The sequence below is a fragment of the Bacillus sp. FSL R12-0074 genome, from assembly GCF_038005725.1.
Lineage (GTDB): Bacteria > Bacillota > Bacilli > Bacillales > Bacillaceae_G > Bacillus_A > Bacillus_A mycoides.
In genome coordinates, this window is sequence record NZ_JBBOTR010000001.1 from 4,384,044 (window position 1) to 4,398,612 (window position 14,569).

The 14,569-nt window shown below is 36.4% G+C and carries 16 protein-coding genes and 2 tRNA genes; 4 read left to right on the forward strand and 14 right to left on the reverse strand.

Annotated elements, in window-relative coordinates; translation table 11 throughout:
* The first annotated feature begins 17 nt into the window (after positions 1-17).
* Positions 18-632: a PH domain-containing protein gene (locus NSS97_RS22755; RefSeq protein WP_000473869.1), complete on the forward strand. Its 615-nt coding sequence runs from the start codon at positions 18-20 to the stop codon at positions 630-632.
* A gap of 51 nt (positions 633-683) precedes the next feature.
* Here NSS97_RS22755 and NSS97_RS22760 read toward each other — a convergent pair.
* The 8 genes from NSS97_RS22760 to NSS97_RS22795 all read right to left on the reverse strand — a co-directional run bounded on the left by NSS97_RS22760 (position 684) and on the right by NSS97_RS22795 (position 6,625).
* Positions 684-757: transfer RNA gene (locus tag NSS97_RS22760), tRNA-Arg, on the reverse strand.
* Position 758: 1 nt separating this feature from the next.
* A tRNA-Gly gene (locus NSS97_RS22765) sits at positions 759-832 on the reverse strand.
* Between the two features lie 108 nt (positions 833-940).
* Positions 941-1,444 carry a metallophosphoesterase gene (locus NSS97_RS22770; protein WP_085312445.1) on the reverse strand — a complete coding sequence of 168 codons (504 nt, stop codon included), beginning with the start codon at positions 1,442-1,444 and terminating at the stop codon, positions 941-943.
* Positions 1,445-1,457: 13 nt separating this feature from the next.
* Positions 1,458-2,066 carry an XTP/dITP diphosphatase gene (locus NSS97_RS22775; RefSeq protein ID WP_002088834.1) on the reverse strand — a complete coding sequence of 203 codons (609 nt, stop codon included), beginning with the start codon at positions 2,064-2,066 and terminating at the stop codon, positions 1,458-1,460.
* 11 nt (positions 2,067-2,077) lie between these two features.
* A complete protein-coding gene (rph, locus tag NSS97_RS22780; protein WP_002015340.1) occupies positions 2,078-2,815 on the reverse strand; it encodes a ribonuclease PH in 738 nt (245 codons plus the stop codon).
* Positions 2,816-2,946: 131 nt separating this feature from the next.
* Positions 2,947-3,996: a GerMN domain-containing protein gene (locus NSS97_RS22785; protein WP_341114089.1), complete on the reverse strand. Its 1,050-nt coding sequence runs from the start codon at positions 3,994-3,996 to the stop codon at positions 2,947-2,949.
* Positions 3,997-4,126: 130 nt separating this feature from the next.
* Positions 4,127-4,939, reverse strand: coding sequence for a glutamate racemase (gene racE / locus NSS97_RS22790; protein ID WP_002015338.1), 813 nt, complete (start codon positions 4,937-4,939; stop codon positions 4,127-4,129).
* Positions 4,940-5,299: 360 nt separating this feature from the next.
* A complete protein-coding gene (locus NSS97_RS22795; protein ID WP_044442354.1) occupies positions 5,300-6,625 on the reverse strand; it encodes an MFS transporter in 1,326 nt (441 codons plus the stop codon).
* Positions 6,626-6,994: 369 nt separating this feature from the next.
* Here NSS97_RS22795 and NSS97_RS22800 point away from each other — a divergent pair, with 369 nt between their 5' ends.
* Positions 6,995-7,678: a type 1 glutamine amidotransferase domain-containing protein gene (locus NSS97_RS22800; RefSeq protein WP_044442352.1), complete on the forward strand. Its 684-nt coding sequence runs from the start codon at positions 6,995-6,997 to the stop codon at positions 7,676-7,678.
* Between the two features lie 49 nt (positions 7,679-7,727).
* Here NSS97_RS22800 and NSS97_RS22805 read toward each other — a convergent pair whose 3' ends face one another.
* The 5 genes from NSS97_RS22805 to NSS97_RS22825 all read right to left on the reverse strand — a co-directional run bounded on the left by NSS97_RS22805 (position 7,728) and on the right by NSS97_RS22825 (position 12,339).
* Positions 7,728-8,366 carry a TetR/AcrR family transcriptional regulator gene (locus NSS97_RS22805; protein ID WP_001233017.1) on the reverse strand — a complete coding sequence of 213 codons (639 nt, stop codon included), beginning with the start codon at positions 8,364-8,366 and terminating at the stop codon, positions 7,728-7,730.
* A 163-nt stretch (positions 8,367-8,529) separates the two neighbouring features.
* Complete coding sequence (locus tag NSS97_RS22810) at positions 8,530-9,192, reverse strand: type 1 glutamine amidotransferase domain-containing protein (protein ID WP_341114095.1); 663 nt, start codon at positions 9,190-9,192, stop codon at positions 8,530-8,532.
* Positions 9,193-9,299: 107 nt separating this feature from the next.
* Positions 9,300-9,524, reverse strand: a complete 225-nt coding sequence (gene gerE / locus NSS97_RS22815) for a spore germination transcription factor GerE (protein ID WP_000659484.1) — start codon at positions 9,522-9,524, stop codon at positions 9,300-9,302.
* A 165-nt stretch (positions 9,525-9,689) separates the two neighbouring features.
* Complete coding sequence (locus tag NSS97_RS22820) at positions 9,690-10,985, reverse strand: purine/pyrimidine permease (RefSeq protein ID WP_044442347.1); 1,296 nt, start codon at positions 10,983-10,985, stop codon at positions 9,690-9,692.
* Positions 10,986-11,097: 112 nt separating this feature from the next.
* A complete protein-coding gene (locus tag NSS97_RS22825; RefSeq protein WP_341114097.1) occupies positions 11,098-12,339 on the reverse strand; it encodes an amidohydrolase family protein in 1,242 nt (413 codons plus the stop codon).
* A gap of 213 nt (positions 12,340-12,552) precedes the next feature.
* Here NSS97_RS22825 and NSS97_RS22830 point away from each other — a divergent pair, with 213 nt between their 5' ends.
* Positions 12,553-12,738, forward strand: coding sequence for a PspC domain-containing protein (locus NSS97_RS22830; RefSeq protein ID WP_002129290.1), 186 nt, complete (start codon positions 12,553-12,555; stop codon positions 12,736-12,738).
* A gap of 70 nt (positions 12,739-12,808) precedes the next feature.
* On the opposite strand, the gene NSS97_RS22835 is transcribed toward NSS97_RS22830, so the two are convergent.
* Positions 12,809-13,381 (reverse strand): helix-turn-helix domain-containing protein, encoded by a 573-nt coding sequence (locus NSS97_RS22835; protein ID WP_002034214.1) that lies wholly within the window; start codon positions 13,379-13,381, stop codon positions 12,809-12,811.
* 101 nt (positions 13,382-13,482) lie between these two features.
* Between NSS97_RS22835 and NSS97_RS22840 the strand changes: the two genes are divergently transcribed.
* Positions 13,483-14,448 carry a DMT family transporter gene (locus NSS97_RS22840; protein ID WP_044442343.1) on the forward strand — a complete coding sequence of 322 codons (966 nt, stop codon included), beginning with the start codon at positions 13,483-13,485 and terminating at the stop codon, positions 14,446-14,448.
* The last annotated feature ends 121 nt before the right edge of the window (positions 14,449-14,569 follow it).

Here is a 14,569-nt window from a genome sequence, read left to right on the forward strand (position 1 = left end):
TACAAGGGGGATTATATATGTTCAAAAAAATGGCAGCTGACGTTTTAGGATTAAGCGATGTAGGTTCCGTTATCACACCAAAAGATTACGATAAGGTCGATGCTGATGATTACGTAATGCATGAAGATGGGGAGAAAATTTACTTTCTTATTAAATCAAAATCGGATGAATATTGCTTTACAAACAAAGGATTAATTCACTTAGATGGTACAAGTGCCACAAGCAAAAAACGTACATTACGCCGCTTTAGCTATAGTAAATATCAAATTAAAAACGTAGCACTTGAAACTGCAGGAACGATTGATTTAGATGTAGAAATTAAATTTCAAATGGGAGATGAGCATTACTCAATTGATGTTCATAAAAAACATATTGAAGAATTAAAAGATTTATATAAGGCTCTTCTTAAAATCGAAGAAATTTCATACGACAACGACATTACATTGCAGTATGCACATAAAAGTTTAGATATGGCATCTAACGCTTTCAGCCGTATTTCAAATGCACAAGTAAATTTAGCAGAACAGTTTAAAGAGATGAACGAGATCGCCTTTAACTGGCTCGTTGATACGAAAAAGCAATATAACGTGAAAGATTACGGTTTTGTCTTTGAAAAATTTATTAATAACTAATTTAAAACAAACAAAAAACCTTGTTATCAAAAGATAACAAGGTTTTTTTAGCGTCCCAGGAGAGATTCGAACTCCCGACCGTACGCTTAGAAGGCGTATGCTCTATCCGGCTGAGCTACTGGGACATGGAGCGGGTGAAGAGAATCGAACTCTCGACCAGAGCTTGGAAGGCTCTTGTTTTACCACTAAACTACACCCGCATATGTTATTTTATTTTTCTTCGTTAGCGCCGTTGCCCTATCGACAATATTTATTATATTCATAACTACTTATAAAGTCAACACTTTTTTAAAAGAGGATAATTTTTCTTATCCTCTTTTAAAAATTGCTTGTTCCACCAGCTGTCCATCTAATGTTTCAAAACGAACTTCTATATGATTTTCATCCATTTCTAATAAAGCGAATGTTTTTTCCACACGAGAGCGTGGGAGCAAAATACTTCCTGGATTAATAAATAAAATCCCATCAATTAATTCTGCCCCTAATATATGAGAATGTCCAAAGCATGCTACTTGCGCTCCTACTTCTGCTGCATGATACGCTAACGTTTGTAACGTCATTTTCACATTATGACGATGACCGTGTACAACTAAGAAACGAATTCCATCTACATCAGTTACAATTTCATCTTGAAAGTTAGCATAATCACAATTCCCTTTTACAACTTGGAAACCTTGTAGCTCTTGGTGAGCAGGCGTTAGCTCTGAATCACCACAATGAATCATGACATCTACTTTCCCTTCGTAATTCTCTTTTAACTGCTGTAATTCCTTCACAGAGCTATGACTATCGCTTACGATTAAAGCTTTCATCAATCTCTCTCCCTTATTCTTCTAAAAACCATTCTGGGATTTTTTCTTCTAATTTACGAAGAGCGCGTCCGCGGTGACTAATCGCATTTTTCTCATCCGAATTTAGCTCAGCCATCGCTTTTTTATATTCTTCTACATAAAAAATCGGATCGTATCCGAAACCATTTTCCCCGCGGCGCTGTTCTAGAATTTTCCCTTCGCACGTTCCGTTTACAATAACCGGCTCTTTATCCACTTCAGGGAAAGCAACTGCTAGCGCACAGTAAAAACGAGCTGTACGTTTTTCTAAATCGACGTCAGTTAACCCTTGTAACACCTTATCTATATTCGCCTGATCATCTTTCGGCTCTCCAGCAAAACGAGCTGAATACACACCTGGTTTCCCGTTTAAGGCATCTACAATAAGACCAGAGTCATCCGCAATTACGATGGAATTCAACTGTCTACTAAGACTGTCCGCCTTTAAAATTGCATTTTCTTCAAATGTTTCACCAGTTTCTTCGACTTCTTCAATATGAGGAAAATCGTGTAAAGATTTCACTTCTAAGTCAAATCTCTCAAATAACTCAGCAAACTCACGTACTTTCCCAAGATTTTTCGTCGCTACAACAACTTGCTTCATATTTTCCACCTCTACTCTATATGAGATACGATGTCACCTAACGCTTCTTTTTGCTTTTCAACAAGTTGGAAAATCCCTTGTTCAGCAGCATCAAGTAATTCATTTAATTCAGCTCTGCTAAACGTCGCTTCTTCTCCAGTTCCTTGCACTTCAACAAACTGACCTTTTCCAGTCATAATAACGTTCATATCAACGTCTGCTTTAGAATCTTCAGCATAATTTAAATCTAAAACAACACCTTGTTCTTCAACAACACCTACTGACGTTGCCGCTAAATAATCTTTCACCGGAATTTTAGATACTTTTTCTGCTTGCAATAATTTTTCAAAAGCTAATACCATCGCTACATAAGCACCTGTAATAGAAGCTGTTCTCGTTCCGCCATCCGCTTGAATTACATCACAGTCAATCCAAACCGTTCTTTCGCCAAGCGCTTCTAAATCAACAACCGCACGTAATGCTCGTCCAATTAAACGCTGGATTTCCATTGTGCGCCCTGTTACTTTCCCTTTACTTGACTCTCTGATTGTACGTTGCTCTGTCGCACGTGGAATCATTGAGTATTCTGCTGTTACCCAGCCTTTTCCTTCTCCGCGCATAAACGGCGGTACACGCTCTTCAATTGTCGCTGAACAAATTACCTTTGTATCTCCAACTTCAATTAGTACTGATCCCTCTGGATGTTTTAAATAATTTGTATGAATATGTATATGGCGTAGCTCTGCTTTTCCTCTACCATCTACTCGCATAAAAATAACCCCCTCATAAATACTCTCATTAGTATAGCCAAATTTAAATGTACGCTATGTATAACAATAAAAGAAGGGGAACTCAAAAAGCAATTCCCCTTTCTTACATAAGTATATCAAATTATTCGCGATTAAAAACTACCTGTATTCACGTTTTGTGGACGATCAACAGGTTTTATTAACTTTTCACCTTTCTCATCCATAAGATTTGCTTTCCCATTCACTTCAATAGAAACATTTTTCACACCTTGTTTTTCCGTTAAAGATAAGACTAACGATTTCAACACATAATTTGAAATCATGTTTTTGTCTGGGTTCACAAATATATTTTCATTAAAGTTTAATGTAATATTTCCGTTCTCCACTTTTGGATTCGTAATAAGCTTAGCTCCTGGATTAAAATCATTTAGTAGCGATCCTTGAATCGGACCTTTTACAAGCTCATCCACAATTGCCGAGTAATCATTTTCTTGTCCTTCTGCAACGCGCCTTGTTACTGGTACGTAATATTGCTGCTTATTATTATTTTGCGCCATAAAGTAAAGTGTAACCGGTTTTGTATGCGTCACATCTGCTACTTGTTCATCATCAAAGTTAATTCCATTCGCACGACTTACACCTTCACCAAGCGGTGTACCCGCAACAGGCATCTTCGCTAACTTTTCACCATTTATTTGGAACTGCACTTGTTTTATTTCTGTAAATTGAGTCAAAGTCCACGCTACTGATTCAACAATTTGACGTTCTTCTTCTTTTGAATAATTTTTCATTTCTTTAGAGAAATCAATTACTGCTGTCCCGCCTTTTTTCAAATTCAAGGTCATCGTCGTATTCGCTGGAAGGACTGCTCGAAATCCATTTGGCAATAAATTTGTAACTGGTCCATCTTTCACAAGATACTCTAACGTTTGCTGGACAACTTCATTCGCTTTCGGAGTAGGCATTGCAATAGTTTGCGGTACGACATATCCATTTTTATCAACGAGGTATAACTCTCTATTTACTGTTTGCCCTTGTTTATCTTTTTTAGCAGTTTCTTTCTTTTCACCTTCTGTATACGTAACTTTTTTTGGCGGATCAATTTGTTCTGTCGCTTTCTCTTGATTTAACAAGCCACACCCTGATAATAAAATCGCACTCACAGTAGCACCAACAACCCATTTAAAAGTGGATTTAGGCATGCCATTCCCCCCTAAAATCTAAGTTTGTACTATTATGTATACGAGCTGTTTCATGTTTTAGAACAAGCTATGGCTACTTATACAGAAAAAACCCCTGATTTCTCAGGAGTTCTCTTATATGAATCTACTATTATTCTGTTTCTAAATTGATATGCTTCACATTTTCAATCGGCTGACCGAACCACTTTGATGCAATTTCTTTAAACAGGCCTATTTTACCAGTCGTTAAGAAGAGGTGATCACTTTGTTCTTCTCCCTCATTTAGCATCTTACTATGGTATAAAATCGTGCTTACCTCACGCGCTGTTTCATCACCCGAACTAATTAATTGTACTTGATCCCCCATTACCTTTTTAATAACAGGACCTAAAATCGGATAATGTGTACATCCTAGAATAAGCGTATCAATGTCAGTACTTTTCAACGGTTGCAATGTTTCTCTTACAACTTCATACGCCATTTCACTTTCGAAATTCCCACTCTCTACAAGCTCAACGAAAGGTGGGCACGCTAAACTTTCTACCATAACACGGTTATTAATAGACTTTAGCGCCTCTTCATAGGCGCCACTTTTTACTGTTCCAATCGTTCCAATAATCCCAACATGATACGTATTTGTCACTTTTAAAGCTGTACGTGATCCTGGATGAATAACTCCAACTACTGGAATTGGTAATTGTTTCTGCATTTCTTCTAATACAACCGCAGTTGCTGTATTACACGCAATAACTAACATTTTGATATTTAAATCTAATAAATGCTCCGTCATTTCCCACGTAAATTGACGCACTTCTTCACGAGAACGCGGACCATAAGGGCAACGTGCTGTATCCCCTAAATATATAATACGCTCTTTCGGCAACTGACGAATTAATTCCTTCGCTACTGTTAAACCGCCCACTCCTGAATCAATAACACCGATCGCTCTATTCAACTTAATCACCCGTTTTCTCATTCATCATCTTTTATGTTTATCAGTATATTTTACACACTTTAAGTTCGCTAACTTAAAGTGCCCCTGTATAAAAATTTTCATTTGTACCTATATAGATCAGGACCTTTTTTATTTTGCTCCTTTTTTTCATAATTTGCAAGACAGAAAAATAACCGATCTTCTATATGAAAGTCGGTTTCTTCTATATAAAATACGCATTTACCCCGCTCTTTGCCGGACAGTAAGACCCCCACCTCAAAATTCAGCGAAAGCAAAGAAGTTATATGGGGGCTCGGGCTGCCCGTAAAAGCCCGATTGGTGGGGGCTAATAATTAGTGGGGGATGCCCCCCACTAATTAAAGTTTCACTTTATTGCTCCATCTTTTTTTGGAAAGAAGACATTCCTATTAATAAGAAGAAATGAGCAGAAATTAAAATGATGATTAAAATAAAATTCAAACGATAACTATTTGTAGATTCCATAACCTTGCTCGCTACAGCTGGCCCAAATGCCATACCGAAAAAGTTAATTAAATTATATAAACCAAGGCCGACTCCAACTTTAGCTGGATGTAATGTTTTCGGTATAAATGTGTTTAATGATACTTGAATAGCTGAATAACTCATAAATGTTAAAATAACCGCCACTAAAATAATGATTAAGTTCCCGTTTGGAATAAGCCCTAAAATTAAAAAGCCAACGATCATAATGACAGACGCTACATAAATCATATTCACATTTCCAAACGAAGGGACAATCTTTCCCGTAATAAAACTAGATACAATACCAAAGAGTGATGCAACAAACAATGCAATTCCGATAACGAATGGCGACAATCCGTGCCCTCTTCCTAACAGTAATGGTAATAATAACAAACTAGCACATAGCGCAACATTAATTATAAACCCGACCGCTATTAAACGAAGAAATGGTTTGTTCGAAAATAACTCAATATCAATAAATGGATGCTCCGCGTTCTTCATACGAACCGTGAATAAAAATAAGAAAGCTACCGATAACACAAATAGCCAACTATTAATATTGACACCTAATAAAACAGTCGTAATGAATGCAAATAATAACGCCGCTCCAATGTAATCAAAATGAAACGCTTCATCCGTATGCTGCGCTTCTTCTGGCATAAATTTTATAAGCAAGAAAATCCCCACTACTGAAATAACCATAAATAAAAATAAATATGGCCACCCTAATGTATTTGTAATAGCCCCGCCAACTAAAGGACCAATGCCTATCGCTAATGCAATAGAAGAACTAATCATCGCTAATGCACCAGGCTTCTTAGCAGGAGCAACTAATTTTGCCACTGCAATCATACTAAGCGCAATAAACGCCGCGCCCCCACTCGCCTGCACTAATCTTGCAAGAATGGTAATCGCATAAGATTGATTCATAAATCCAATAATAGAACCCGCTACAAATATGATAATTGAAATAACCAATAGTTTTTTTACGCTATAACGATCAGCCAACTTCCCATATATCATCGAACCAATACCGACAACTAAGGAATAACCTACTACAACCCAACTTACTTTCGATTGACTAATAGATAAATCATTAGCAATATCCTCTAACGCTACATTAAATAAAACCGCATTCATCGGTCCTAATAAAACGATAAAACATAATGTGAAAACAAACCATTTTGAATGGTTACTTATATCTTTCCCCATGCGTAACACCTCTTCTGATTGTAGTAACTGTAAATGAAAAATAAAGTTGTTTAGCTCCTCTATCACTACTAAACAACTTCATCAAATGTATAAATTTATGGCGCGACAAATTGAATTCGAAACGTAACATTATGTTGTTCGATATTCATGGAACTATCATAGTTTCAGCATTACAGTTTGTCAATGAAAAATATACAAAGTAAACTAATTTAGTGTTTTTAGTTTACTTTGTCCAAAAATTGTTATACACTAATTTCGAATCCGGTATAAGGGGGACTGACATGGTTATTCAAATTTGCAATTTCTAACTTAATACAATCAAGTAAATAAAGAACTTTTATATAGAAGAAACATTACAGGAGGATTATGATGAAGAAAAAAATGTTAGTTGTATTAACGAGCGTAGAAAAATACCCGAATTTAAATAGAGCTACCGGGCTTTGGCTTGGTGAAGCTGTCCATTTCGTTAAAAAAGTAGAAGAAGCTGGTTACGAAGTAGATTATGTCAGTCCACAAGGCGGCTATACACCGATTGATCCGCATAGTTTAGCGATGGCGGAGAGCATTGATTGGGAATGGTATCAAAAGAAAGAATTTATGAATTGTCTCGGTTCTACAATGAAACCGAGTGAAGTGAATCAAGAAGACTACGCTGTTATTTATTACGCGGGTGGTCACGGAGTTATTTGGGACTTCCCAGAAAACAAAGAACTTCAAAATATTAGCCGCAACATTTATGAAAATGGCGGAATTGTTTCCTCTGTTTGTCACGGAGCTGCTGGTTTATTCCATATCACATTAAGTAACGGGGATCGTTTAATTAACGATAAAAAAGTAACAGGATTCTCAAATGAAGAAGAGAAACTAGCTGAATTAGATCAATTCGTTCCATTTTTAACAGAAAATGAACTCGTTAAATATGGAGGACTTTACGAAAAAGCTGCGCAACCTTGGGAAGCTTACGCTGTAGAAGATAATCGTGTAATTACTGGTCAAAACCCTGCTTCAGGTGGTCCAGTAGCTGAATTAGTATTAAAACAGTTGCAAAAATAATATGTACTAAAAAAGCAGATTTCCCTCTAGTAAGGGAAATCTGCTTTTTTTACGAAATCATTTGTAGATTAGCTATAATTTCTTTTTCAATTTCAGAATCATCAACTACATCTAAAAATTCCGGTTTAAACAGTTGGTATTTCTTCAAATTGTAGAAATCAAGTATCGCTTGCTTTAACGTAATATCGTACTGAATGCAAAAAGTATGATCTATAATGCGTCTTAACATCACATCATCTTGCACCATAAATAGTTGCGCATTCATTTTATTAAAGTAACCTTGTTCCATACCCGATTCAAAAAACATTTGCAAATTACGATTGCGATTTTGTTGTGCAGCGACTAATTGATCCGACAAATGCGGATACGCTTCTTTCAAATCTTGTAAAAAGACATCCGAAATATACGTCACACATTTTAAAGAATGGATAAACGTCTTTTGGAAACGTTCTGTAAACGACATACTTTCATCTTGATTATCCGCATCTCCTTCAAGAAGATAGTTTATAAAATCCTCTACTACTGCCTCAATAATCTCATCTTTCGAAGAAAAACGTTTATATAAAGTAGCTTTACTAATATCCATATATTTCGCAATTTCATCTATTTTTAATTGGCTAAAACTCGTCTTTCGAATAACGGGCTTTATTTTATTAATATAAGTATTTGCACACGCTACTTTTCTCATTTAAAAGAGCCTCCCCTTTTGTTCATACAAAATAGTATAGCAAATTCATGAATGTTTATAAATGAAGTTATTATACTCATTACGTCTTTTTAGTTTATTACAATTTCAATCTACGCTATACATAAAAAGTACCCGCTACCTTTGTTAGTAGCGGGCACCTTTTCTATAATTTATTTACAGCTCTTTTTATAGCCTTACCTATTCCCACACTAGACTGCGGATTCTGCCCTGTAATCAAACGCCCATCTACTACAACATGCGGCGTGAAATTAGGTGCTACATAAAATAAAGCCCCTTCTTCTTTCAACTTACTTTCTAGCAAAAACGGAACTCGATTTTCTAAATGTACAGCTTTTTCTTCATCGTTTGTATAACCTGTTATACGCTTACCGGCAACAAAAAACGAGCCATCTTTATTTTTCACACCAACTAAAGAACTTACCCCGTGACAAACAGCCGCTACGATCCGGTTATTATTGTACATATTCTCAATTAAATTTGCTACATATGGATTACCTGGAAAATCTACAATCGCCCCGTGCCCACCACCAAATAATACCGCATCATACTCTGAAGAATGAACAGTTGAAATCGCCCTCGTATTTTGCAATAAAGAAGCGACCTGCTTAAATTCACGAGGTATGCCATTCGGAATAGACACTCTATCAATTGGTACTCTCCTGCCTTTTATCGACACAATATCAACATCGAACTTAGCTTTTTTAAATAAATGATAAGGAGCTGCGAGCTCTTCCAGCCACAAACCAGTCGGGTGTCCATTTAAATCATGAGCGCTTGTTGAAACTAATAATACCCTTTTCAACATATCCCCTCCTTACTACCTATTTATGTATGAAACATTCTTATCATTCATATGGAGCATGAAACAAACAAAAAAATAGCCGACCTTTTGTATAAAAGTCGGCTGCTTTCTTATAGTTCGAGCTCTCCCATACGAAGAAGCTCAACAACTGCTTGTGAACGTCCTTTAACCCCTAGCTTTTGCATTGCATTTGAGATGTGATTACGTACTGTTTTTTCACTTATAAACAGTTCACCTGCAATTTCCTTCGTCGTTTTATCTTGAACCAGTAATTCAAATACTTCTCTTTCTCTCTTTGTGAGTAACGGTTTAGATTGATACGCTTTTTCCTTCAACTGGTATAACCCTCCTTGCTTAAGCCAGAGCTGTATATGTGTAAGTTGGGTGTTTATTTAGTCAAGATATTGTATGAACGAAATGTGCAGGTGGTGAATGAAAATGGGCTTTATTTCTTATGTTATTTTAGACTTTTATACAGTGCGTACACTCTTTTTATCCACTTACTTTTCAGTACGCCATATTTGTTCTAGTAATATGCTGACAACTGTACCTACGAACAAACCATTTCCGAATATATATTGCATCACAGACGGCAAGGATTGGAGTGCTCCAGACGGTAAAAACATAACACCACTTCCAAATAATATAGCAACTCCTAAAATCGTTACATTCCTTTCGCTCATTGGCACTTGTTTTATATTATTAAATCCAATTCCAATTAACTGTACGAACGAAGCCATTAAAACGGCCGATGCGACAGCGGATGGTAAAGACGCTAAGTAACGAATGATACTTGGAAAAAGAGACATTACGACTAGTAACGCACATGCCATTAAGAACGATCGTATATATTTTTGTTTTGTTAAGCGTATAAACCCTGCCGTTGCTGGTAACGGAACGACACCTACAGTTGAAAATACAGAGGAAATGATATGTGAAATCCCTCCAACCCACGTTCCATCCTTCAACTGTTTTTGTTCAATAGTCGCTTTATGAATGGTAGCTTGATTAATTGCTATAATAGCTGCCACTGTATTTGAAACTAAAATACATACCATAACGAAACTTGATACAGCCATACCTGTATTCCATTTTGGAATTCCCCACGCGAATATATGTGGAAGTTGCACAAAATGAGTTACTTGAGATGGGATCGTCACTTTTCCTGCAATGAGAAAAATAATCCAGCCACTAATTAACCCTATTAAAACCGCATAACTTTTAACAAACCCTTTTCCGAAGTTGGAGAGTATGACTACGAATAAAAATATGCCAAAAGCAATTAATGCTGTAAATCCATCAATTTGAGAAACAGTAGCTGTAATTCCTAGCATTCCTTTTAAAAATACACCACTTAATTGTAAACATAATAAAAGTAAGAACGTCCCTGTCACGAGCGGCGTAAATAAAAATAAAATACGCCCGATCACTCCCGTTACTCCTATCCCTATTAAAACAACTCCCGCAACCATCATTCCTAATTCTAAAATTTGCAATGTACTATGTAATTGATCCTGCCCTACAGTTGCATAAGCAAGCACGGTAAATACACCAACCCAAGATCCAGCTGGTCCATCCGCAATCGGAAGCTTATGTCCAAGCCATCCTTGTAAAAAAGAAGATATACCAACTACGAAAAACGTACGCTGCATTAAATAAAATACTTCTTCCGTCGTAAGATGAAATAATCCGCCAACGACAATTGGTAGCGCGATTGAGTTTGCTAATAAAAAAATAAACCATTGCAAAGTTCCCATAATATGATTTTGATTATGTTGATTGTCCAAACTTTTCATCCCTTCTTGCTTCCTTATAAGGAAGTATAGTACTTCCCTGTTTCTACTAAATGAAAAAGAAGGGTTCTATTTTCACAATTAGAACCCTTCTCAAAACATCTAAACGATTCCTCTATACAAGATTATCAGATTTCACTTGATCTAAATCCCCTATAACAACATTCCCTTTATACATAACTACACGCTTCTCTGTTTGACGAGCCACTGCTTCCGCGGAGCATGTTGCATTCGTTAAAACAAAACTTGCCTCATCCCCTACATTCGGCCACACTCGTTTCCCTTCATTATTTAACGTTTCTTTCCCTCCAGTAATAAAACGAAGAGCTTTCCCTAAAGACCTTTCATCACTCCAACCAAATCGTTCTGCCAATCGATTTGCCTTTTGAAGCATATCACCTGTGCCGAACGGAGACCAATGATCTGTAATACTATCATTTCCTAATGAAACTTTAACTCCTTTTCGATCTAATAATGGAATTGGGATTACTTGTTTACCGATTGGAACAGTTGAAGTGATATCAATCTTTAATGCTGCTAGTCTTTCTGCCACTTCTTCAGCTTCTTTATCAGTAACACCACCAAGTCCAAGCGCATGACTAATTGTTACACGACCTTGCCATCTTGCTTCTTCCGTTAGACTTGCCAATCTCTTCATTGTAAACGTTCCAAGGTTATTCGCATCGTGCAAATGAATATCAACATCCGCATTAAACTCTACCGCAATATCCATAATCGTATGTAATGATTTTTCAATATCATTATCTACTGTAGCTGGGTCCACTCCGCCAACTAATTGTGCGCCCATACGCATCGCATCTTTCACAAGTTGCATAGAATTACTTCGCAATAATCCATGTTGCGGAAATGCAACTATTCTACCAGACAACCGATCTTTATATGTTCCTAAAGCCGCTAACGTTGCCTCTAAATTACGAAGTCCAATAACCGGATCCACATTACAATGCGTTCTAATATTTGTTGCGCCATTTCGAAGCAATAACTCTAGCATATTTTCCGCCCTGTCTTGAGCAGTTGCTAATTGCTTTGGTAAAATCGTTTTTTCTTCATTAAAACGTGTAAAAATATTTTCTGCTGGCATACAAGCTTTCCAAGGCCCACTATAATATGTTTTATCAATATGAATATGCATCTCTTCAAAAGCTGGTAAAACTAATAAACGATTAGCATCAAAAGTTAACGTTCTTTCCTCTTGGGCGATTCCCGCTATAATTCTTTTAATTCGCCCATCTTCAATAAGAAGACTGCATATCTCAGTTTCCGTTTGTGAAATTTTCGCTTCTTCATATGTATAACCTGTTTCAAGCTTTACATTAGTCAACCAATATAATGTCATTACCATTTCCCCACCTTATATTAGAAAATACGTCACACCCTCATTTTCATTTTAATACCAACTGAAAATTAAGACAATTAATCCACTGTATTGTCCTTTCACAAAAAAATGTAATATAACCTAATGGTCTTCTCATAAATTTCCATATAGAATAAAAGTACACTGTATCACTCATACATAACAGCGGTGATATAAAAAGGAGAGGATCATAATATGTCGAAGAGGTTATATAAATCCGAAACTGATAAAATGTTATTTGGTATATGCGGTGGTTTAGGAGAATATTTTGATATTAGCTCTACTCTCATTCGCATACTTTGGGTCATTGCTATTTTATGTTTTGGGACGGGGTTTTTAGTTTATTTTATTTGTTTATTACTTATGCCACGCTCTTACTAATAACATTCTTTCATATATTTGAGCATAGCGTATAAAAAATCCCCTATAGATTTTTCTATAGGGGATTTTTTCATGAAGAATATTTCATCGTTAAATGTAATACCGCTACTTCATCCTCTTCATTTTTATAACTATGTTTCTTATTAGCTTCAAACTGAATGGAGTCAAACTCATTTAGCACATATACGTCGTTCTCAACTTGAATAGAAACTTTCCCTTTCATTACTGTTACCAGCTCAATTGCTCCTTCATGATGAGCTTCCGGTTCATATATACTATTCGCTCTTAAACAAGCACGGTGCATTTCCATCCCTGTTTCTTTCGTGTAACGGAACATCGTTTCTAAATGCCATGCTTGTCCTACATCTACTGCAAATCCTTCTCCGCAGCGCGCAACAGCTACAGGTTCTCCAACAACCATTAATCTCGATAAAGGAATCGATAACCCTTTCGTTATTTTCCAAATGACAGCTAACGTTGGATTCGTTTCGCCTCTCTCAATTTTCCCTAATGTTAATTTACTAACCCCTGTTTTTTGGGCTAATTCTTCTAAACTTAATTTTTGTTCATTTCGAATTTGTCTTAATAGCTGACCTACTTGCTGAATTACTTCTTTCGTTTGCATATCTTCATTTTCTTTCATATATAAAAACCACCTTAAAATATAAAATAGTTTACTTTTATTATCTTTAAGTATATTATACTATACATAAATACTCAATTCCGAAAGGAGTGCCATACTTCATGCGCGCAATATTACTAGGTCTTTTATCATCGGCCTTTTTTTCTGCAACCTTTATTATTAACAGAGCAATGAATGTATCTGGAACAAGCTGGGCTTGGACTGCTTCCTTCCGTTTTCTATTTGCTCTCCCTATTTTATTCCTTATCGTTTTATTTCGCAAAAACTTAGGAGCTTTATGGGAAGAATTAAAAAAACATCCATTTGTATGGATCGGGTGGGGCTCTGTCGCTGGCATCGGCTTCTATTCTTTATTAAGTTTCGCAGCTGTTTTTTCTCCAGCTTGGCTCGTTGCTGGAACTTGGCAAGTTACGATATTAGCAGGTTTACTTTTATCGCCATTATTCTTCATTAAAATAGAAACAAAATCAGGTACAAAACTTGTACGTGGAAAAATTCCACTACGCAGTTTATACGTCGCTTTATTTATTTTACTTGGTGTACTTTGTATGCAAGCTACTGAAGCGGGTCATATTACAATGACTCAATTCATTTCTGGTTTTTTGCCTGTCGTTTTAGCAGCTTTCTTATATCCCTTCGGTAACCGAAAAATGATGCAACTTGTTGGCGGGCGTCTTGATACATTCCAACGTGTATTAGGAATGGCAATCGGAAGTCTCCCTATTACAATCCTACTTGGTATATACGGATTTTCCACTACCGGTATTCCATCATCAAGTCAAATGATGCAAGGATTTTTGTTAGCATTATGTTCCGGAGTTATTGCGACGATGACATTTTTCTTTGCTACTGACTTAGCAAAAGACAATCTTGCTTTACTTGGAGCTGTTGAAGCAACACAAGCTGGAACGATGGTCTTCACTGTGCTTGGTGAGATTATTTTCTTAAATGGTTCATTCCCTAGCGGGCTGTCACTGATTGGGATGATTATTATCATGCTAGGAATGATCGTAAATAGTGTTTTAAACCGTTCTGTTCCAGTCATTAAACAAAAAAAATCAGCATAAAAATAGATATGGTTCTTCTTCATAGAACCATATCTATTTTTATTATCTCCCTATTTCGCCTTATCAGAATAGTATTTCATTAGCCGTTTATACTAAAACCTATGTTATAATACGTTTCATG